General features: G+C 51.9%; 19 protein-coding genes and 6 tRNA genes. 13 read left to right on the plus strand and 12 right to left on the minus strand.

All coding sequences use genetic code 11. The annotated features are described in order from the left end of the window. Positions 1-114: 114 nt before the first annotated feature. A complete protein-coding gene (locus tag ACJ9Y9_RS16730; RefSeq protein WP_028016183.1) occupies positions 115-453 on the plus strand; it encodes a DUF2502 domain-containing protein in 339 nt (112 codons plus the stop codon). Between the two features lie 41 nt (positions 454-494). Here ACJ9Y9_RS16730 and ACJ9Y9_RS16735 read toward each other — a convergent pair whose 3' ends face one another. After that, positions 495-1,733 (minus strand): Nramp family divalent metal transporter, encoded by a 1,239-nt coding sequence (locus ACJ9Y9_RS16735; RefSeq protein ID WP_028016182.1) that lies wholly within the window; start codon positions 1,731-1,733, stop codon positions 495-497. A gap of 351 nt (positions 1,734-2,084) precedes the next feature. Between ACJ9Y9_RS16735 and nupC the strand changes: the two genes are divergently transcribed. Beyond that, positions 2,085-3,272 (plus strand): nucleoside permease NupC, encoded by a 1,188-nt coding sequence (gene nupC / locus ACJ9Y9_RS16740; protein ID WP_028016181.1) that lies wholly within the window; start codon positions 2,085-2,087, stop codon positions 3,270-3,272. 45 nt (positions 3,273-3,317) lie between these two features. Here nupC and ACJ9Y9_RS16745 read toward each other — a convergent pair whose 3' ends face one another. The 3 genes from ACJ9Y9_RS16745 to ACJ9Y9_RS16755 form a co-directional block, all read right to left on the minus strand. Continuing rightward, positions 3,318-5,507, minus strand: a complete 2,190-nt coding sequence (locus tag ACJ9Y9_RS16745) for an EAL domain-containing protein (RefSeq protein WP_028016180.1) — start codon at positions 5,505-5,507, stop codon at positions 3,318-3,320. 215 nt (positions 5,508-5,722) lie between these two features. Continuing rightward, a tRNA-Ala gene (locus ACJ9Y9_RS16750) sits at positions 5,723-5,798 on the minus strand. 41 nt (positions 5,799-5,839) lie between these two features. Beyond that, positions 5,840-5,915, minus strand: a tRNA-Ala gene (locus ACJ9Y9_RS16755). A 217-nt stretch (positions 5,916-6,132) separates the two neighbouring features. On the opposite strand from ACJ9Y9_RS16755, the gene ACJ9Y9_RS16760 reads away from it, so the two are divergent. Next, positions 6,133-6,495 (plus strand): YfeC-like transcriptional regulator, encoded by a 363-nt coding sequence (locus tag ACJ9Y9_RS16760; protein ID WP_028016179.1) that lies wholly within the window; start codon positions 6,133-6,135, stop codon positions 6,493-6,495. Between the two features lies 1 nt (position 6,496). Then, complete coding sequence (locus tag ACJ9Y9_RS16765) at positions 6,497-6,889, plus strand: YfeC-like transcriptional regulator (protein WP_032666662.1); 393 nt, start codon at positions 6,497-6,499, stop codon at positions 6,887-6,889. A 45-nt stretch (positions 6,890-6,934) separates the two neighbouring features. On the opposite strand, the gene gltX is transcribed toward ACJ9Y9_RS16765, so the two are convergent. Next, positions 6,935-8,350: a glutamate--tRNA ligase gene (gene gltX, locus ACJ9Y9_RS16770; protein WP_028016177.1), complete on the minus strand. Its 1,416-nt coding sequence runs from the start codon at positions 8,348-8,350 to the stop codon at positions 6,935-6,937. Positions 8,351-8,608: 258 nt separating this feature from the next. Between gltX and ACJ9Y9_RS16775 the strand changes: the two genes are divergently transcribed. The 4 genes from ACJ9Y9_RS16775 to ACJ9Y9_RS16790 all read left to right on the plus strand — a co-directional run bounded on the left by ACJ9Y9_RS16775 (position 8,609) and on the right by ACJ9Y9_RS16790 (position 8,987). Next, positions 8,609-8,684, plus strand: a tRNA-Val gene (locus tag ACJ9Y9_RS16775). A 42-nt stretch (positions 8,685-8,726) separates the two neighbouring features. After that, positions 8,727-8,802: transfer RNA gene (locus ACJ9Y9_RS16780), tRNA-Val, on the plus strand. Positions 8,803-8,831: 29 nt separating this feature from the next. Further along, positions 8,832-8,907, plus strand: a tRNA-Val gene (locus tag ACJ9Y9_RS16785). Positions 8,908-8,911: 4 nt separating this feature from the next. Beyond that, a tRNA-Lys gene (locus ACJ9Y9_RS16790) sits at positions 8,912-8,987 on the plus strand. Between the two features lie 43 nt (positions 8,988-9,030). Here the strand turns inward: ACJ9Y9_RS16790 and ACJ9Y9_RS16795 are convergent. From ACJ9Y9_RS16795 to xapA, 3 genes are all read right to left on the minus strand, one after another. Beyond that, entirely contained in the window at positions 9,031-9,918 is an 888-nt protein-coding gene (locus ACJ9Y9_RS16795) for a LysR family transcriptional regulator (RefSeq protein ID WP_028016176.1), read from the minus strand. 67 nt (positions 9,919-9,985) lie between these two features. Then, complete coding sequence (locus tag ACJ9Y9_RS16800) at positions 9,986-11,242, minus strand: nucleoside permease (protein ID WP_028016175.1); 1,257 nt, start codon at positions 11,240-11,242, stop codon at positions 9,986-9,988. 51 nt (positions 11,243-11,293) lie between these two features. Then, positions 11,294-12,118 carry a xanthosine phosphorylase gene (gene xapA / locus ACJ9Y9_RS16805; protein ID WP_028016174.1) on the minus strand — a complete coding sequence of 275 codons (825 nt, stop codon included), beginning with the start codon at positions 12,116-12,118 and terminating at the stop codon, positions 11,294-11,296. Positions 12,119-12,325: 207 nt separating this feature from the next. Between xapA and ACJ9Y9_RS16810 the strand changes: the two genes are divergently transcribed. After that, positions 12,326-12,667, plus strand: coding sequence for a FlxA-like family protein (locus ACJ9Y9_RS16810; protein WP_028016173.1), 342 nt, complete (start codon positions 12,326-12,328; stop codon positions 12,665-12,667). Here the strand turns inward: ACJ9Y9_RS16810 and ACJ9Y9_RS16815 are convergent. Beyond that, positions 12,664-13,599 carry a LysR family transcriptional regulator gene (locus tag ACJ9Y9_RS16815; RefSeq protein ID WP_028016172.1) on the minus strand — a complete coding sequence of 312 codons (936 nt, stop codon included), beginning with the start codon at positions 13,597-13,599 and terminating at the stop codon, positions 12,664-12,666. The genes ACJ9Y9_RS16810 and ACJ9Y9_RS16815 overlap by 4 nt on opposite strands. 89 nt (positions 13,600-13,688) lie before the next feature. Here ACJ9Y9_RS16815 and ACJ9Y9_RS16820 point away from each other — a divergent pair, with 89 nt between their 5' ends. After that, positions 13,689-14,684: a bile acid:sodium symporter family protein gene (locus ACJ9Y9_RS16820; protein ID WP_028016171.1), complete on the plus strand. Its 996-nt coding sequence runs from the start codon at positions 13,689-13,691 to the stop codon at positions 14,682-14,684. On the opposite strand, the gene ACJ9Y9_RS16825 is transcribed toward ACJ9Y9_RS16820, so the two are convergent. The 3 genes from ACJ9Y9_RS16825 to zipA all read right to left on the minus strand — a co-directional run bounded on the left by ACJ9Y9_RS16825 (position 14,681) and on the right by zipA (position 17,951). Further along, positions 14,681-14,896, minus strand: a complete 216-nt coding sequence (locus tag ACJ9Y9_RS16825) for a DUF3820 family protein (RefSeq protein WP_003861328.1) — start codon at positions 14,894-14,896, stop codon at positions 14,681-14,683. The two genes, ACJ9Y9_RS16820 and ACJ9Y9_RS16825, sit on opposite strands and share 4 nt — an antisense overlap. A 1-nt stretch (position 14,897) precedes the next feature. Then, the gene (gene ligA, locus ACJ9Y9_RS16830; protein WP_028016170.1) at positions 14,898-16,913 is read right to left on the minus strand and encodes an NAD-dependent DNA ligase LigA; all 2,016 of its coding nucleotides are present in this window, start codon (positions 16,911-16,913) and stop codon (positions 14,898-14,900) included. A 69-nt stretch (positions 16,914-16,982) separates the two neighbouring features. Beyond that, positions 16,983-17,951: a cell division protein ZipA gene (gene zipA / locus ACJ9Y9_RS16835; RefSeq protein WP_028016169.1), complete on the minus strand. Its 969-nt coding sequence runs from the start codon at positions 17,949-17,951 to the stop codon at positions 16,983-16,985. Between the two features lie 230 nt (positions 17,952-18,181). On the opposite strand from zipA, the gene cysZ reads away from it, so the two are divergent. From cysZ to ptsH, 3 genes are all read left to right on the plus strand, one after another. After that, the gene (gene cysZ, locus ACJ9Y9_RS16840; protein ID WP_028016168.1) at positions 18,182-18,943 is read left to right on the plus strand and encodes a sulfate transporter CysZ; all 762 of its coding nucleotides are present in this window, start codon (positions 18,182-18,184) and stop codon (positions 18,941-18,943) included. Between the two features lie 163 nt (positions 18,944-19,106). After that, the gene (gene cysK, locus ACJ9Y9_RS16845) at positions 19,107-20,078 is read left to right on the plus strand and encodes a cysteine synthase A (RefSeq protein WP_014884739.1); all 972 of its coding nucleotides are present in this window, start codon (positions 19,107-19,109) and stop codon (positions 20,076-20,078) included. Positions 20,079-20,395: 317 nt separating this feature from the next. Continuing rightward, entirely contained in the window at positions 20,396-20,653 is a 258-nt protein-coding gene (gene ptsH / locus ACJ9Y9_RS16850; protein ID WP_000487600.1) for a phosphocarrier protein Hpr, read from the plus strand. The last annotated feature ends 25 nt before the right edge of the window (positions 20,654-20,678 follow it).

Here is a 20,678-nt window from a genome sequence, read left to right on the forward strand (position 1 = left end):
AAAAAGTGCTCTCATTCATGAATTCGGAGTTCAGGCGATGAAACGAGCCTTTACCAACTCGTAATATTGAGTTAACAGGCCCAACGAAGGCCCCGATCGTGAAGGAGAAAGAGTATGTTCAGGTCACTGATTCTTGCAGCGGTATTACTGGCTTCGGCCCCGCTGATCGCCACTGCGGGCGAAATCACCCTGTTGCCATCCGTAAAATTACAAATTGGCGATCGTGACGATTACGGCAGATACTGGGACGGTGGCTATTGGCGCGACCGTGACTACTGGCATCGTCATTATGAGTGGCGTGGAGATCGCTGGTGGAAACATGATAACGGCAGACACCGTGGCTGGTATAAAGATAATGCCTATGAGCGCGGTTACCGTGAAGGCTGGAACGATCGTGACGACCACCGTGGCGGCTGGGGTCGCGGTAAAGGTCACGGCCATGGCCATCATTAATGCAAAAAGGAGCCTCACGGCTCCTTTTTCTTAATTAAACCTTACAGACCTAACACTGTTCCCATCAACAACCACAGGTTCAGCGCCACCACCACCACGACTATGGCCCAGCCGGTTCTTTTCACCAGCGTTGTGTTGACCAGGTCGCCCATCAGGGTTTTATTGCTGGTAAAGATCAGTAGCGGCACCAGCGCCAGCGCGATACCAAAACTCAACAAAACCTGGCTCATGACCAGGATCCTCGTTGGATCGAGCCCCATCAGAATCACGATAAATGACGGCAGCATCGTGACAGAGCGGCGCACCCACAGTGGAATATGGAAACGAACAAACCCCTGCATGACCACCTGCCCTGCCAGCGTCCCCACAACCGTAGATGAGAGACCAGCGGCCACCAGACTCAGACCAAATATCGTGGCAGCAGCATGGCTCAGTAACGGCTCCAGTGTGAGATAAGCCTGATCGAGATCGGCAATACCGGTGTGGCCGTTAAAGTGGAAAGCGGCCGCGGCAGTCGCCATCATCGCCAGATTCACAAAACCAGCAATTGTCATGGCGATAGCCACATCCCATTTGGTCGCGGAGTAACGTTCTTTACGCGTGCCGCCGTGGAGGTGCTGAGTCAGCGAAGAGTGCAGATAAATGACATGCGGCATGATGGTCGCCCCCAGCACACCGGCGGCCAGAAATACGGCTTCAGAGGTTGGCAGACTTGGGATCACCATCCCTTTACCGAGCTGAGCCAGATTGGGTTGTGAGAAAATCAGCTCGACAATATAGGCCGCAGCGACAAACAACAGCAGACCGCCAATAACTTTCTCCAGCGGTTTTTGCCCCCGACGCTGTAACATCAAAATCAGGAAGGTGGCAATCCCGGTCAGTACCGCCCCCTGCAACAGCGACACACCCAGAATCAATTTAAAGCCGATCGCCGCACCGATAAATTCAGCGAGATCGGTCGCCATGGCGATGATTTCGGCCTGAACCCAGTAGAGCCAGACCGCCGGGCGCGGGTAATGGTCACGAATTTGCTCAGCCAGGTTTTTACCCGTGGCAATCCCAAGCTTTGCGGAGAGCATCTGAATCAGCATCGCCATCAGGTTAGCCCAGACGACCACCCACAGCAGTTTATAGCCGAAGCTCGCCCCGGCCTGAATATTGGTCGCAAAATTACCCGGATCGATATAGCCAATGGCAGCAATGAACGCAGGTCCCATTAATGCGAACCGCAACTTGCGCGCTGCTCTGCCACTGCTACCCTCTACGCGACTGTTTGTCATTTCTGCCTCTGAAAATATAGCCTTTGCTATGTTTAATGCTATCAAAATGAGAATGATTATCAAGATCATTTTTGAAGTTTACAGTGATTTCTCTGATAGCTTTGGACGATAGACAGGCGGGTAAGCTGAGGGCGACCTGACAAAAACTGAAATCGCGCGCTCTTTTGTGAAGACTAGCACACAAACTTAACTTTTCACTCATTTACCTAACATAACAAAAATGTATTGTGGATCACTAATTTTGAGACTCGTCACAGGATGTAACTATAGTGTGCCCTTGATCTCGTTTTCTTTTCCTTCGTTACATAGAATGTGCAAGAAAATTAAACCTGCCTCAAATTTGGAGCAAATATGGACCGCGTCCTTCATTTTGTCCTGGCACTTGTTGTCGTTACTGCACTTGCATTGCTGGTCAGCACAGACCGCAAAAAAATTCGTATTCGTTATGTTGTCCAACTGCTGGTCATTGAAGTTTTACTCGCCTGGTTCTTCCTGAACTCCAACGTGGGGCTTGGCTTCGTAAAAGGCTTCTCCGAAATGTTCGAAAAACTGCTCGGGTTTGCCAACGAAGGGACAAACTTCGTCTTCGGTAAAATGAACGACGAAGGTCTGGCGTTCTTCTTCCTGAAGGTTCTCTGCCCTATCGTCTTCATCTCTGCGCTGATCGGTATTCTGCAGCACATCCGTGTTCTGCCGTTTATTATTCGTGGAATTGGTTTCCTGTTATCCAAAGTAAACGGTATGGGTAAGCTGGAATCATTCAACGCCGTCAGTTCCCTGATCCTTGGTCAGTCTGAGAACTTCATCGCGTATAAAGATATTCTCGGTAAGATGTCCCGCAACCGCATGTACACCATGGCGGCAACCGCAATGTCTACCGTTTCCATGTCTATCGTGGGCGCGTATATGACCATGCTGGAGCCAAAATACGTGGTTGCTGCACTGGTTCTGAACATGTTCAGCACCTTTATCGTTCTGTCACTGATCAACCCGTACCGCGTTGATGCCAGCGAAGAGAACATCCAGATGTCAAACCTGCACGAAGGTCAGAGCTTCTTCGAAATGCTGGGTGAGTACATTCTGGCAGGTTTCAAAGTGGCGATTATCGTTGCCGCCATGCTGATCGGCTTCATTGCCCTGATTTCTGGCCTGAACGCCCTGTTCGCTGCGGTTCTGGGCATCTCCTTCCAGGGTATTCTGGGCTACATCTTCTACCCTATTGCATGGGTGATGGGTGTTCCGGCTCACGAAGCACTGCAGGTGGGCAGTATTATGGCGACTAAACTGGTGTCTAACGAATTCGTTGCGATGATGGATCTGCAGAAGATTGCCAGCACCCTTTCTCCACGCGCGGAAGGCATTCTGTCCGTGTTCCTGGTTTCCTTCGCTAACTTCTCATCCATCGGTATTATCGCCGGTGCGATTAAAGGTCTGAACGAAGAACAGGGTAACGTGGTTTCTCGCTTTGGCCTGAAACTGGTTTACGGCTCTACGCTGGTAAGCGTCCTGTCTGCTTCTATCGCAGCACTGGTACTGTAAGGTTTACTGTTAAAACACAAACCGGGAGCCTGGCTCCCGGTTTTTTTATTCCCGCAATTCTTCCAGCGGTGTAGGTTTGCCTATCAGATAGCCCTGCAGGTAATCCACGCCGAAGCTTAGCAGCATCTCGCGCTGAGCTGGTGTTTCCACATATTCAGCCACCACACACAGAGATTTTGTCTTCGCCAGATTACACATCGACTGGACGATCATCGCATCCATGTCGTCAGTACAAATATCTTTTACAAAGCAGCCATCAATCTTAATGATGTCTGCCTGCAGACGTCTGAGACGCTCATAGTTCGCGTAACCCGTACCAAAGTCATCAATGGCAATCCGGAAACCGTAATCCCGCAACTGTTGGATATTGTTGATACTGCTTCCTGAATTCGAAAAGGCCTGCTCCTCAGTGATTTCGATAATGACGGCCTGAGGGGCTATACCATACCGTTCGAAGAGGGCGCAAATCTCACTGGCCACCTCTTTTTGCATCAGCGTCAACGGCATCAGATTGACAGAAAAACGGGCACCGGCATGCGTCGCAGGGTGATCGCGCAGCCACACCAGTAACTTTTCCATTACACACATATCAAACCGATGACTGAGGTTGAATTGGGCAATCAACGGAATAAAGCGATCGGGAGTAATGATCTCCCCTTCGCTTTCCATCCGCGCCAGAATTTCGTAGTACCCACTCCCGTCAGCCTTCTGGATAGGCTGCGCGTATAAATGAAACTGGCCCGCGTCCAGGGCGTGTTTAATGCGCGCTAACATCAGAACACGTTCTGTCGTTTGTCCGGATGCCGCTTCAAGACTATTCGTGAGCGCAAGAACGTTATGCGCGCCGCAGGATTGCTCTGCCAGCCAGCTCAGTTGCCCCAGCGTGTGGTGTAACTTTTCGCCGTTTTCGACCATCCCCCAGGACGCGCCAAATTCAATATCCAGCCCGGTGTTGTTCCAGTAAATCTTACGACTGTTCAGCCGATCAACCATATGCTGAAGGCGCTCAGCGGTTCCCGGGCCCAGCAATACCAGTACCAGCTCGCTGCCAGGTAACTGGAAGAGGGACTCATCTTTCTGCAGAAGTGGCTGAAGCGACGTGGCGATCGTTCGTTTGCAATGGACCCGCATGAGCATCCCGTAGTGGCGGCTCAAAAATTCCAGGTTATCCATACGCAGAATGCTAACTTTTGCATCAGGATGATTCTCAAGATAATCCTCCAGCGCACGAATATTGGGCAAACCCGTCAGCGGATCGGTCAGCGCCCGGCCCTGCCAGCCCCGTTTTAACCACTCGCTGCGCTGATAAATGCGCGACATGTAAAGCAAACAGATGGCGAAAGAGATAAGCACGGAGAGGATAAAGGAGAGCGAATGGCCCGATTCAACCCCATTAAGGAAGTTATAGTTGTAGGTCAACAGCAGGAGTGCAGATACGGCCCAGAGCAAAGAGATAAGCGCATAGGTCAGGCGACTTATCGCTAACGTAAAAAGAATAAAAATCAGCGGCATCAAATAGCCCGCAATGACGGGAGATTCAAAAGGTCCACATAAAATGACGAGAATGAAACTTAAAAACATCAGCCAGACAAAAATATATAATGAATTTTTGTGAAGAAACACAGGCTTCACGCTTCGCCGCCAGAACGTGATGGCATAGCGAGGATTAATTATCATTCTTAATGGGTAATAGAACATCATGGTAAAAATCAACGCCGCGCAGATCAGACTTTGAATATCCACCACATTGTAAATTACCGTTCCTTCGCCGAAGAAGGTTGAAATTGTCACCGGGAAATCAAACAAATAGCCTGCCATATACATCGACAGCTTAATACCTATTGGCACGATAAAACCGAGCCAGAATATACGTAAACCGATGTGCTTGTTAGGGATACTGTAACGCCAACGCTTGCCCAGCATGAGGCGTAGCAGACCGCACGCCGCGAACAACGCGAAGGTCTGACAAAACAGTAAAACTGAATATTGTAGTGGCGCTAAATTAACATAAAATAAATTAGTGACAGTAAAACCTAACAAAACAGGAAGAATTGCCCTGCGTCCAAATAACAGAATTACCGCCAGCATAACGCTTAGCGGTAACCATGCTAAATAAACGTCATGACCATTAACAATTGCGCGCGGAGAGAGGAAACGGGAGAAAGGTACCGCAATCAGGCAAAGCGCCAGGGCAATCATAAATATCTTTACGTTATTGTAAGTTTTTCTATTCATTAAGCTGATGAGTATATTATCCGTTCGTATCATTGACCGGATGGATAATATGTTTATTAATTGCGCGAAGCAAGTTCAAGTCTAATTATGGACGGGTTTATTGCTTTCGATTGAGGTGAGGTACAGGAATATATCTATTTTTATAACAAAATGTAGTAGCGAGTGTTACAAGCGCATAAAAAAAGCCCTCGTCTTTTGACGAGGGCTTAATATTTTGGTGGAGCTAAGCGGGATCGAACCGCTGACCTCTTGCATGCCATGCAAGCGCTCTCCCAGCTGAGCTATAGCCCCACATGTTACTTTACTGACCGCACTCTGTTGGGTTCAGAGTTTGGTGGAGCTAAGCGGGATCGAACCGCTGACCTCTTGCATGCCATGCAAGCGCTCTCCCAGCTGAGCTATAGCCCCATCGTAAAGCTGTCATGTTGACGGGCGGCATAATATGAATTCCGCTGCGGAGTGTCAACGGCAAAATCAATGACCGCCGCTCAATCGCCGAAAAATCATGCAAATGAATCACTTTGCGAGCTTGCTCGCAGTCATGAGTTAAGCCTGTCACGTTTTCACGTAAAACGGTGCTATAAAATGAACCGTTAATTATCCCTACAAATATTCAGGAAATTGCATGATCAAGGAACGAATGACGCCAGAAGAGTTAGCCTTGCTCACTGGCTATAGCCGCCAGACCATCAATAAATGGGTACGTAAAGAGGGTTGGATTACATCACCAAAACCGGGAGTCCAGGGTGGGAAAGCGCGTCTGGTACATGTGAACGAAAAAGTACGTGACTTTATCCGCAGCGCACGCCGGGCAACTGAAACGTCTGATATACCAGAAGGTGCCAACCAGGATGGTTCGCTTCACAACCTACTCCTGACGCTGGCCAATGAAATGACACCGGAAGAGCAGAAGCAAATGACATCGCTGTTACTGCGGGAAGGGATAACCGGATTGTTGCAACGTTTAGGGATTCGCGACCAGAACTAATATGAAAAGATTACGTAGTAAAATGACCACGGAAGAGCTGGCGGAGAGTTTGGGTGTTGCCCGACAGACCATTAATCGTTGGATACGTCAACAGGGTTGGAAAACCGAAGGGCTCAATGGCGTAAAAGGCGGTCGGGCGCGGCTAATCCATATTGATGCGCGCGTGAAGGAACATATTATGAGCCTCCCGGCAATCCGTACTCGTCAGGCGGTTTACCATCTGGCAGAAGTCCCCTCATCATACAGTGCCCCCTCTTCAAACCTGCGTTCGGGCATTATCGAAACGCTGGAGAGTATGACCCAGCTAGAGCAGAAGCGTCTGGACACATTATTGAAACGTGAAGGTATTCTCGGCTTTCTTACACGCCTGGGTATTGCTGAATCAAATACATAAAAAAAACGGCAGGTTACCCTGCCGTTTCTCGTCCTGAAGACTTAATTACTGCTGATTTTCGCGTTCAGAGATAAAGTCCAGCGCCTTGTTAATACGCGCCACACTGCGCGACTTGCCGATGGCATGGACAGTCACATCCAGCGCCGGGGACTGGCCCGCACCGGTGACCGCAACGCGCAATGGCATGCCTACTTTCCCCATGCCGACTTCCAGCTCATCAGCAGTTGCCTGAATAGCGTGATGCACATTTTCCGCAGTCCATTCGGTAAGAGCCGCCAGCTTGTCACGCACCACTTCCAGCGGCTGACGAGCAACCGGGCGCAGATGTTTCTTCGCGGCGTCCGCATCGAACTCATCAAACTCTTCATAGAAGTAACGGCAGCTTTCAGCGATCTCTTTCAGAGTTTTGCAACGCTCGCCGAGCAGTTTCACCAGGTCCGCCAGCTCTGGGCCAGTGCGGGTATCAATATTTGCCTGCTCAATGTGCCACTGCAGATATGTCGCGACATATTCAGGCGGCATGGTATTGATGTAATGGTGGTTCAGCCACAGCAGTTTGTCGGTATTAAATGCACTCGCCGATTTGCTCACAGAGCTCAGAGAGAACAGATTAATCATCTCTTCGCGACTGAAGATCTCCTGGTCACCGTGAGCCCAGCCCAGTCGCACCAGGTAGTTCAGCAGCGCTTCCGGCAGATAACCATCGTCACGGTACTGCATGACACTGACCGCGCCATGGCGTTTAGACAGCTTTTTACCGTCGTCGCCATTGATCATGGAGACGTGCGCATAAACAGGCACTGGTGCGTTCAGCGCCTTCAGAATGTTGATCTGACGCGGGGTGTTGTTGATATGGTCTTCACCACGAACAACGTGCGTAATTTCCATATCCCAGTCATCAACCACGACGCAGAAGTTATAGGTTGGAGAACCGTCGGTACGGCGGATGATCAGGTCGTCCAGCTCCTGATTGCTGAATTCGATCGGGCCACGGATCTGGTCGTCGAAGATCACTGAACCCTCTTGCGGGTTAGCAAAACGCACCACGCATGGCTCATCAGCAGCATGTTCGCTATGGTCATGGCGGCAACGACCGTCATAACGTGGCTTCTCACCGTTCGCCATCTGCTCTTCACGCAGCGCGTCCAGACGTTCTTTGGAGCAATAGCACTTATACGCCGTGCCCGCGACCAGCATCTCATCAATCACAGCGTTATAGCGGTCGAAACGTTTGGTCTGGAAATACGGGCCTTCATCCCATTCCAGATTCAACCAGTTCATACCATCCATGATGGCTTCAATTGCTTCCGGCGTAGAGCGCTCAAGATCGGTATCTTCAATACGCAGGACGAACTCACCTTTGTTGTGACGAGCAAAAAGCCAGGAATAGAGAGCAGTACGAGCACCACCGACGTGCAGATAGCCTGTCGGGCTCGGCGCGAAGCGAGTTTTGATTTTCATGAAATGGCCTTACGTTATAAAGATGCCGGTATTCGGCAAATCCTGGGGAAAAAACGATGGGCAATATTCTATCACTGTGGGGGGATTCCTCAATGTTGATCCCTTTATCGTGACCGAGTTTGCTATTTTTGTTTAGAAATCATGCTCCACCGCCCATTTCGCGATCGTTTTGTTTAATTTTACGACGAACGAATAAAAACTTTAGAAAATGCGTTGACTCATTTTCAACTCTCCCTATAATGCGACTCCACACAGCGGGGGTGATTAGCTCAGTTGGTAGAGCATCTCCTTTACACGGAGGGGGTCGGCGGTTCGAGCCCGTCATCACCCACCATCTACTTCACGTAGACTCGCAGTGTAGATAAGAATTGAGATTGGGCGATTAGCTCAGTTGGTAGAGCATCTCCTTTACACGGAGGGGGTCGGCGGTTCGAGCCCGTCATCGCCCACCATTCTCACCTTATCAAAGCAGTTCCGAAATGGGCGATTAGCTCAGTTGGTAGAGCATCTCCTTTACACGGAGGGGGTCGGCGGTTCGAGCCCGTCATCGCCCACCATTTCGGGTCGTTAGCTCAGTTGGTAGAGCAGTTGACTTTTAATCAATTGGTCGCAGGTTCGAATCCTGCACGACCCACCAATGTAAAAAAGCGCCCTAAAGGCGCTTTTTTGCTATCTGCGATTTACATCATCGTTAAAGTTGCAATCAACCTTTCTATTGCGGGTGTTGCCTGCTTCGCGTCATATACCACATACAGATCAGCCGGTATGCGCTCGCGCAAAGGGCGGAAGACCACGCCTGGCCACTGCATTTGCGCGTAACTGTCAGCGGCAAGCGTAATCCCCATCCCCATACTAATCATCGCCAGTACCGTCTGTGGTTCAACAGCTTCGCGTACAATCATCGGCGAGAACCCGGCCTGCTGACATACGCGATGTAAAAATGCCCAGTCAGAATGTGCTGAAGGCATGGTGACAAAATACTCATCCTGTAACTCTGAGAGCGTAATAGATGATTCGCTGACCAGTCGGTGATCTTCCGGCATTGCAACAAGAAAAGCGGCATCACGCAATCGCACGCTGGTAAACCCGGCGGTGGGTTCAGTTGCCATTCGCCAGATCCCGACATCCAGCTCACGACGTTCAAGCAAAGCCATCTGCATGACCGGCGATTTTTCGCGAAAAACAACATCAACATTCGGATGCTCTTTCAGGAAAGCGCGCATGACCGTGCGCACCTCGCTCCACATGGCGGTACCGACAATCCCCAGCTCAATGCGCCCCGCCTCACCCCGGCCAATTTGCTCGACGCGAGCCAGCGCCTGGTTTGCACTGGCGAGCAGCCGACGGGACTCTTCCATCAGCACTTTACCGGCATGCGTCAACGCGACACTCCGCGAGTGGCGAATAAACAGTAACGTCCCCAGTTGGCTTTCCAGCTCTTTAATATGCAGGCTTAACGGCGGCTGGGACATATTAAGACGGGCCGCAGCCCGCCCAAAATGCAATTCTTCCGCCACGGCAAGAAAATAACGCAGCAGCTTGAGATCGGTCCGATAGACGCGTTCCATCAAAACATATCCTGGCGATAACGTTTAAGCGTCTACCTTAAAGCCTTTCATCGTCCACAGGAAAAATTTAGTGCGCAACTGTGCGCATCTCGCTGTTTTTACTGATGTGGTGATAGTGAAAGCTGAAATAAAACACCACCGCAAGCACCAGCGCATAGGCCGCAAACACCAGCCAGATGGTCTGCCAGTCCTTAACCCCATCCACCGAGAAGTAATCGACTGCCATACCGCTTAACACGGACCCGAAATAAGCACCAATACCGTTAACGGTGGTCATAAACAGCCCTTGCGCGCTGGCACGGATATCAGAGCTCACCTCCTGCTCAACAAACACCGAGCCGGAAATATTGAAGAAGTCGAACGCGCAGCCGTAGACAATCATTGACAGCATGAGCAACGCAAAGCCTGTTGCGGACGGATCGCCAAAGGCAAACAGCCCAAACCGCAACATCCAGGCCACCATGCTCATCAGCATGACGGTTTTAATACCAAATCGTCTGAGGAAATATGGGATAGTCAGAATGAAGAACACTTCTGACATCTGCGAGACGGAGAGCAAAATGGACGGGTATTTGACGATAAAGCTCTCCGCATACGCCGGATTCCGTGCAAAATCATGCAGAAAAGGGCTGCCAAACGTATTGGTTATCTGCAGCACGGCGCCCAGCAGCATTGCGAATAAAAAGAACACCGCCATGCGGGGTTGTTTAAACAGGATAAATGCATTGAGGCCCAGTTTACTTGCCAGAGACGGAGACGTTTTTGTCGTCGCAACCGGAGTGGCCGGTAGCGTCAGAGAGTAGATTGCCAACAGCAGGGATGCAGCAGCTGCTATATAGAGCTGCACGTTGCTGAGCTCCGCCCCCATCAGGCTGATGGCCCACATCGCGGCAATAAATCCCACGGTGCCATACACCCTCACTTGCGGAAAATGGCTTACCGTATCCAGCCCTGACTGTTCAAGGCAGGAGTAAGAAATCGTGTTCGACAACGCAATCGTGGGCATAAAGGCCATCGCATTCACCAGCATGACCCAGAACATTAACCCGGGTTCATTGACCTGCGCGGCATAACAGAGGGCAACGGCACAGACGAGGTGGCAAATCACGTATGCACGGTCTGCTCGCAGCCATTTGTCGGCAATAATCCCCACCAGAGATGGCATAACAATTGCGGCCAGCCCCTTGGAACTGTAAACCATCCCCACGTCGGAGCCGGTAAAATGTAGAGTGTTAATCATGTAAGCGCCGAGGGTAACCAGCCAACTCCCCCAGATAAAATATTGCATAAAGGACATCATCTTTAAGCGAGTCGTGATGTTCATATTCCATTCCTTATAGCAGTGTGGCCCTCACGGGCCACTTTATTGTTTTAATCAGGCAATATGGCGAAGAAAACCGCAGATAAGGTTGATGAAGTTCTGGCGGGAAAGCTCAGCAGCAGCCAGTGTTTGTTCGTGTGAGAGTTTTACCTCGCCCAGACCTTCAGCAAGATTCGTAATTGCAGAAACGGCCACCACTTTCAGGTTACAGTGACGCGCAGAGATCACTTCCGGCACTACGGACATGCCCACCACGTCGCCACCAATAATTTGCATCATGCGGATCTCCGCCGCAGTCTCGAAGTTGGGGCCAGGATAAGAGACAAACACGCCTTCATGCAGAGGGAAGCCCTCTTTCGCGGCCACAGTTTGCAAAACGGCACGATAGTTTGCGTCGTAAGCATTAGCCAGCGAGAAGAAGCGGTCACCAAAACGTTCATCGTTTAGTCCCACCATCGGCGTTCCCGGCATGGTATTGATATGGTCCCTCAACGCAACCAAGCTTCCGGGCTTAACGTCTTTACGCAATGAGCCCGCAGCATTGGTGCTAAACAGCAGCTCGCAACCCAGCAGTTTGAACGTGCGGATCGCATCGGTCATGACGGTCATCCCGCGGCCTTCATAGAAGTGACCCCGCCCTTTCATACAGGCAACAGGTACACCGGCAAGATGTCCCAGGACCAGCTCACCGGCATGACCGTGAACCGTACTCACAGGGAAACCCGGCAGCTTTTCGTAGCTCAGAGAAACGGCGTCTTCAATCTGGTCGGCTAGTGCGCCAAGGCCAGAACCGAGAATGAACGCAACGCGCGGCGTGAAATTCGGTTTAGCGGTGCGGATGATGTCAGCGCAGTACCATGGGTTATTTGAGAGGGTCATAAAGGCTCCTTGAGAATTAAGATCGCGATATCACGGATCGCATGACCTTAGTCTTATATCTGGAGCCTGCGGTTTACCTCCAATACACTTTCACAGCACCATCAATACTGATTGTGTATCAATGCAAATCCCTGCCAGATATGGCAGTTTTGCTCAAGCTAATCCCGTCGGTGCCGATACCTCTGTTTTATAGCGAGATGAAATACTATGTCGACGATTCAGGTGACTACACCCTCAGTACAAACCAGCAATAGTGGAAGTAATCATTCTGGTAACAATGATATTGCTGCGCAAATAAACCACATTAAAGAGCAGATCACCAAGCTTACTCAGCAGCTAAAAGAGCTACCAGAGAGTACTGGCAGCACGGAAGAAAAGAAAAAACAGCAGGAACTCATTCAGGCGCAGCTTAAAGTGCTGCAGGCCCAGCTTGCCGCGCTGCAGCGCCAGCAGACCGAAGAAGCCCAGAAGAAACAAGATCAAAAGCTGGGTAAAGTGGAAGGTGTGAATAGCCCGTCAGATAATCATCAGATTGATATCTACATCTAATCTTCTGATGCGTTAAACAGTGGGTCGCGTATGCGGGCCTCGGTTAATCGTTGCGCCTGGATACGCACCACTTCCCAGATGGCCTGTGCCGCCCCCGAGAGTGAACGATTTTTTCGCCGTACCAGCATCAGCTTTCGCTCGACAACAGGCACCAATCGCTTTACGGACAGCCGACTTCCCTGTGGCAGGGGAAGTGCCAGGGCGGGCAACACGCTGATACCAATGCCAGCTTCCACCATAGGAAACAGCGTTGCCGGGTGACCAATCTCCTGCACGATCGTTGCCTTTACTCCCTGAGTCACCAGCGCAGAATCAATCAGCGGACGGCTGCCCGAGGCATAATCCTGCAATACCAGGTTCGCTCCCTGAAGAGACTGCCAGCTGACTACCGGTAATACTGCCAGCGGATCGTCGTCCCGGCAGAGCAGCAAAAAGGGCTCAGAAAGTACGCTTTCGCACGCCAGATCGCTCACCTGACCGGGATCGATCACAATCCCAAAATCCACATCCCCCTGTCGGATGCTTTCCAGCACCCACTGTTGCGGTCTGTCATGTAAAACAAAATCAATATCCGGGTAGCGGTGGTTTCCCTCGGCAATGCACTGCGGGATAAGGTGGGCAGAGATCGTCTGGCTGGCAGCAACCCGCACCGTACCCGAAAGTTGCTGTCCCAATCGCCCAACATCCCTGAGCGTACTGTTCAATTCATCAAGTAACCGCTCGAGGCGCAAGGCCAGCTGCTGCCCGGCTTCAGTCAACACAACTTCGCGCGTGGTGCGGTCAAGTAACCGCACACCCGTTTGACTCTCCAGCTCTTTCACACTGTGACTCACCGCCGACTGGCTCAGGCCAATCATCTCCCCTGCCCGGCTGAAGCTACGGGCGTTTGCCACGGTGACGAATATGCGAAGCTGACGTAAGGAATAATTCATCTTTTTAATTCATAAATGGATGCAATAAATCAATTTTATTTCTCAAATGGAAAAAAGCACAATAGCGACATCTGTTTTCAGGAGTCATTATGAAACTATTTCGTATTGTTGATCCGTTTACGCTTACCCTGGTTGCTACCGTTTTACTGGCCTCGTTCTTCCCCGCTCGCGGGGGATTTGTTCCGTTTTTTGAGGGGCTAACGACGGCCGCCATCGCACTGCTGTTCTTTATGCACGGCGCAAAACTCTCCCGCGAAGCCATTATCGCTGGCGGTAGCCACTGGCGATTGCACCTCTGGGTGATGTGCAGCACGTTCATTCTGTTCCCCATTCTCGGCGTGCTGTTTGCGTGGTGGGCTCCGGTTAACGTCGACCCGGCGCTCTACACCGGTTTCCTGTATCTGTGCATTCTGCCAGCCACCGTGCAGTCCGCCATTGCCTTCACCTCGCTGGCAGGCGGTAACGTCGCGGCCGCAGTCTGTTCGGCGTCGGCATCCAGCCTGTTAGGGATTTTCGTCTCCCCATTGCTGGTGGGTTTGCTGATGAACATGCACGGCGCGGAAGGTAACCTTGAGCAGGTGGGTAAAATCTGTCTGCAGCTGCTGCTGCCGTTTGTCCTGGGGCATCTCTCGCGTCCGTGGACGGGCGCGTTTGTGGCAAAGCACAAAAAATGGATCTCAAAAACCGATCAGTCGTCAATTCTGCTGGTGGTCTATTCCGCTTTCAGTGAAGCGGTGGTAAATGGGATCTGGCATAAGGTCGGCGCAGGCTCACTGCTGTTTATCGTGGTGGTCAGCCTCGTCCTGCTGGCGATTGTAATTGCGGTTAACGTCTTTGTGGCACGCAAGTGCGGCTTCAATAAAGCGGATGAAATTACGATTGTGTTCTGCGGTTCGAAAAAGAGCCTGGCGAACGGTATCCCGATGGCCAACATTCTGTTCCCGACCTCGGTGATTGGGATGATGGTGCTGCCGCTGATGATTTTCCATCAGATCCAGCTTATGGTCTGCGCGGTGCTGGCGCGTCGTTACAAGCGCCAGACTGAAAAACTGGCGCAGGAAGAGACCCGCGCCGCAAAAGCTTAAGGGCGTTTCAGGGGCTGAACCAGCTGGGTCAGCCCCTCAGTTTTGATCAGTAACGTGATAGCCATCAACTCACCCAGCCGCCCTGCCGGGAATTCATCCTTACGGGCAAACCACAGCAGATACTCTTCCGGCAAATCGATCAGCCTGCGGCCTTTATATTTACCGAACGGCATCTCGGTGTTGGCGATCTCAACGAGTTGCTCTTTCTCCACGTTATTCTCCTAACAGACGCATCATTTTCGCTTCGTCGATCACCGCAATGCCGAGCTCCTGGGCTTTCGCCAGCTTCGAACCCGCCGCCTCTCCGGCAATCACCAAATCGGTTTTCTTCGACACGCTGCCCGCCACTTTGGCCCCCAGCGCCACCAGACGCGCTTTCGCATCGTCACGTGAAAGCTGACTCAGGCTGCCGGTCAGCACCACCGTTTTACCGGCGAACGGACTGTCGATCTCTTCGGCATTAACCACCACCGGTGCGGGCCATTTGATACCCTCTTCCAGCAGCTTGCCGATGACTTCACGGTTGCTCTCTTCAGCAAAGAAGTTAAAGACGTGAGTGGCAACAACAATCCCGACATCCGGGACTTTCTGCAACTCGTCGATGCTCGCTTTTTCCAGTGCATCCAGCGTACCAAAGTACGCCGCTAGCCCCGCTGCAGTCGCTTCGCCGACTTCACGAATACCCAGCGCGTAGAGGAAGCGTGCGAAGGTCGTCTCTTTAGCGGCTTCCAGAGCATTGACGACATTCTGCGCTGACTTAGGCCCCATGCGATCAAGCCCCGTCAGTTTACCCGCAGTCAGTTTGAAAAGATCTGCTGGCGTATGGACGTACTCTTTCTCAACCAGCTGATCGATAATCTTGTCGCCCATGCCGTCAACGTCCATCGCCCTACGGGACACAAAGTGTTTCAGAGATTCTTTACGCTGCGCACCACAGATTAAGCCCCCCGTACAGCGCGCCACCGCTTCACCTTCAACACGTTCAACGTCCGAGCCGCATACCGGGCAATGGGTCGGGAAAATAATCTCGCGCGTATCATCAGGACGTTCTGACTCAACAACGTTAACCACCTGTGGAATAACATCGCCCGCGCGGCGAATGACCACTTTGTCGCCAATACGCAGACCAAGACGCTCAATTTCATCGGCGTTATGCAGCGTGGCGTTACTCACCAGCACGCCCGCCACCTGCACCGGCTCCAGACGGGCGACCGGGGTAATGGCTCCCGTACGTCCCACCTGGAACTCCACGTCGCGGACAAAGGTCATCTGCTCCTGAGCAGGAAACTTAAACGCCACCGCCCAGCGCGGAGCACGCGCAACAAAGCCCAACTGCTCCTGAAGCGCTAATGAGTTAACCTTAATGACAACGCCATCAATATCAAAGCCGAGCGTTGGACGGTCCTCTTCCACCTTGTGGTAGAAGGCCAGTACTGCTTCCGGGGAGTCGCAAAGCTGAACACGGTTGCTCACCGGCAGGCCCCACGCTTTAAACTGCAGCAGACGTCCGAGGTGCGTATCCGGTAGCTCGCCCCCCTCCAGAATCCCTACGCCGTAGCAGAAGAAAGTAAGCGGTCGCTTCGCGGTGATGCGTGGATCAAGCTGGCGCAGAGAGCCTGCCGCCGCATTACGCGGGTTAGCAAACACTTTCCCACCAGTGCGGCGCGCTTCGTCATTGATTTTCTCGAAGCCCGCCTGGGGCAGGAACACTTCACCGCGCACTTCCAGTCGCGCAGGAATGTTCTCACCCTGCAGTTTCAGCGGGATCGCGCGGATAGTGCGCACGTTGGTGGTGATGTCTTCCCCGGTGGTACCATCACCACGAGTTGCCGCACGCACCAGCACGCCGTTTTCGTAAAGAAGGCTGACCGCAAGGCCGTCCAGCTTCAGCTCACAGCACCAGGTAAGGGTATCGCTACTTTTAAGACGATCCTGCACACGCTTATTAAACGCGAGAAAACTCTCTTCATCGAAGACGTTGTCCAGCGACAGCATCGGCACTTCATGACGCACCTGGCTGAAAGCCCCCAGCGGCTCAGCGCCGACGCGTTGGGTGGGTGAATCGGGTGTGATGAGTTCCGGATGCTGCGCCTCTAATTCGCGGAGTTCGCGCATTAGACGGTCATACTCCGCATCCGGTAATTCCGGCGCGTCCATAACATGATAGAGATATTCATGATGGCGAAGCGTGGTTCGCAGTTCAGTGAGTTGTTGTTCGATTGAGTCCATATCGCACCATCAATGAGAAAAAACCCCCGACATGCGGGGGTTGAGGAGGAGTCGAAGTAAACGCGACGATTACGCGTTGGCTTCCTTAACTTCGCGGATGCGGTCCTGATACTCGCGCAGCTTCTGCGGGGTCATCATTCGACGCTGATCGTCGAGCACCACACCACCCACTTCATCAGCGATGTGCTGAGCGGATTGCAGCATCAGCTTAAAGTTCTGCAGTTCGTCACCATAGGACGGCACCTGCATAAAGATTGTGACACCCGGCGTCACGAAATCACCGGTCATTTCCGGGTCAAAGGTGCCAGGATTGACCATATTGGCCAGGCTGAACAGCGCCGGGCCGCTACCGTCTGGGCTCAGGTGGCGATGGAAAATATTCATGTCGCCAAACTTGAAGCCTGCCTGCTGAATACTGTTAAGCAGCACGTCACCGTTGAGATGGCTGCCGTGATGTGCGGCAACGTTCATGATGATCACCGCTTCTTTGCGCTGCGGTTTTTCAACAACCGGTTCTGGCTCGACGACGGGCTCTGGCTCAACATGCGGGGCCGGAGCGGGCTGCGGCGCAGGCTGCACATGCACAGGCTGCTGCGGTTGTTGTACCGGTTGCACTGGCTGTTGCACAGGTTGCTGTTGAACCGGCTGAGGTGCAGCAGGCTGCTGATGGACAGGCTGTTGCGGCGGCTGGCGCACCGGCTCTTCCACAGGCTGCGGCGCTGGCTGGCGCGGCTGTGCGGAAGCATACGGCGGTTGATACTGGTGCTGCGCAGTACGGGTCGCTTCATGCTCCCCATGAGCCGCGCCGGGGGCAGTATTGACCCGATGAACACGAACTTCACCCACGCCGTCGTCGTCGCTGCCGTCGATGTCATCTTCACTGTCATCGTCGTCACGACTGGACTTCATGCGCTTCAGTGGGCGATCGCGAAACATCGAGGAACGCTCTTTACGGCTGGTCCAGAAACCATGTACCAGTAAAGCGATTATGGCGATCGCGCCAACAATGATTAATATCAGACGCAAATCCTGCATCATTATATTCTCTGTTGTTCTAACACCTTGCCACCACGGCAAACATTTACTCACTAAGAGTATTTGCCGTTTACGTCAAGTGCAAGTGTGTGCAGAGCATTCACAGCATAAAGATGAAGGAAATCGTGCTTTTTGCTGGTTTTTCGAACATTTCCTAACTGGTCATTGGTCCGTAAGTGGATAATATAGGCGGGCAATTCCACTGGTTGTGAAAAAAGGAGTACAGCCTGGTTATGGTTTCAACATCTTCTTCCCCCCCTCGCAGCGGCGTCTGGTATTTTTCTCAGGGCTGGAAACTGGTCTCATTGCCGGGTATTCGACGCTTCGTCATCCTGCCTCTGTTGATCAACATTATTCTGATGGGCGGTGCGTTCTGGTGGCTGTTCACAAAGCTGGAAAGCTGGATCCCCTCACTAATGAGCCATGTTCCTGAGTGGCTGCAGTGGCTGAACTACCTGCTCTGGCCGGTTGTGGTCATCTCGGTGCTGCTGGTATTCGGTTACTTCTTTTCAACGATCGCGAACTGGATAGCCGCGCCCTTTAACGGCCTGCTGGCGGAACAGCTGGAGGCACGGCTTACCGGCGCAACGCCACCGGACACGGGCGTGCTGGGGATCATGAAAGACATTCCACGCATCATGAAGCGCGAGTGGCAGAAATTTGCCTGGTACCTGCCCCGTGCGGTTGTGCTGCTTATCCTCTATTTCGTGCCCGGTATCGGTCAAACGGTGGCTCCGGTGCTGTGGTTCCTGTTCAGCGCATGGATGCTGGCGATCCAGTACTGCGACTATCCGTTCGATAACCACAAGGTGCCGTTTAAAGCGATGCGCACGGCCCTGCGCACCCAGAAGGTTGCCAATATGCAATTTGGCGCACTGACCAGCCTGTTCACGATGATCCCGTTCCTCAATCTGTTCATCATGCCCGTTGCGGTGTGTGGCGCGACGGCAATGTGGGTCGACTGCTACCGTGCTAAGCACGCGTTATGGAAGTAATGCAAAAATGTGTAAACAAGGGGTGGCTTATGCCGCCCCTTATTCCATACTGATCCCCATTATTTCCTTGCAGTATATAGATATGCGAATTCCTTACTTCCCCCTACCTGCTCAACAGGTATGCTGGGACGGTATCCCAATTTCATACAGTTAAGGACAGGCCATGAGTAAGATTTATGAAGACAACTCGCTGACGATCGGTCATACGCCCCTGGTTCGACTGAACCGTATCGGTAATGGACGCATTCTGGCGAAGGTCGAATCACGTAACCCGAGCTTCAGCGTAAAATGCCGTATTGGTGCAAACATGATTTGGGATGCTGAAAAACGTGGCGTACTGAAACCAGGCGTTGAGCTGGTGGAACCAACCAGCGGCAACACCGGTATTGCCCTGGCCTATGTTGCTGCAGCGCGTGGCTACAAACTGACGCTGACCATGCCAGAAACCATGAGTATCGAACGTCGCAAGCTGCTCAAAGCGCTGGGGGCAAACCTGGTACTGACCGAAGGCGCGAAAGGCATGAAAGGTGCCATTCAGAAAGCCGAAGAGATTGTTGCCAGCGATCCGGCGAAATATCTGCTGCTGCAGCAGTTCAGCAACCCGGCAAACCCGGAAATTCATGAAAAAACCACCGGCCCGGAAATCTGGGAAGATACCGACGGTCAGGTTGACGTGTTTATCTCCGGCGTGGGTACCGGCGGTACGCTGACTGGTGTGTCACGCTATATTAAAGGCACGAAAGGTAAAAAAGATCTGATTACTGTTGCCGTTGAACCAACCGACTCACCGGTTATCACTCAGGCACTGGCGGGTGAAGAGCTCAAGCCAGGCCCACATAAAATTCAGGGCATTGGTGCTGGCTTCATTCCGGGTAACCTGGACCTGAAGCTGATCGATAAAGTGGTCACCATCACTAACGAAGAAGCCATCTCTACCGCGCGTCGTCTGATGGATGAAGAAGGCATTCTGGCAGGTATCTCTTCCGGTGCGGCTGTTGCGGCAGCGCTCAAACTTCAGGAAGACGAAGCCTTTACCAATAAGAATATTGTGGTTATCCTTCCATCCTCGGGTGAGCGTTACTTAAGCACTGCACTGTTTGCCGATCTCTTCACTGAGAAAGAACTGCAACAGTGATGCCAGCATGTTAAAAACGCGTAAAAAAGCACCTTTTCGGGTGCTTTTTTGTGGCCTGCTTCAAAGTTTTACCCCTCCTGGCATTGATTCACCCCGTTGGGTCTGGTATTTAAACCAGCAATTATTTTGATGCGTGAAATTAATCAGTGAATGAAATAGCCTTGCTGAATCGATTTTATGATTTGGTTCAAGTCTTGCTTTCGCTGCATAATGTTTAATGACGATCGAAACGTCAGCGCTAACAATACAGGCTAAAGTTCAGTCGCCAGGCTAGACTTTAGTTCCACAACACTAAACCTATAAGTTGGGGAAATACAATGTTCCAGCAAGAAGTTACCATTACCGCTCCGAACGGTCTGCACACCCGCCCTGCTGCTCAGTTTGTTAAAGAAGCGAAAGGCTTCACATCTGAAATCACTGTGACTTCCAACGGCAAAAGCGCTAGCGCAAAAAGCCTGTTCAAACTGCAGACTCTGGGCCTGACTCAGGGCACTGTTGTCACCATCTCTGCAGAAGGTGAAGACGAGCAGAAAGCAGTTGAGCATCTGGTAAAACTGATGGCTGAGCTCGAGTAAGTTTCCGGGTTCTTTTAAATATCAG

Source organism: Enterobacter sp. CPE_E1241 (assembly GCF_045618265.1).
GTDB classification, from domain to species: domain Bacteria; phylum Pseudomonadota; class Gammaproteobacteria; order Enterobacterales; family Enterobacteriaceae; genus Enterobacter; species Enterobacter adelaidei.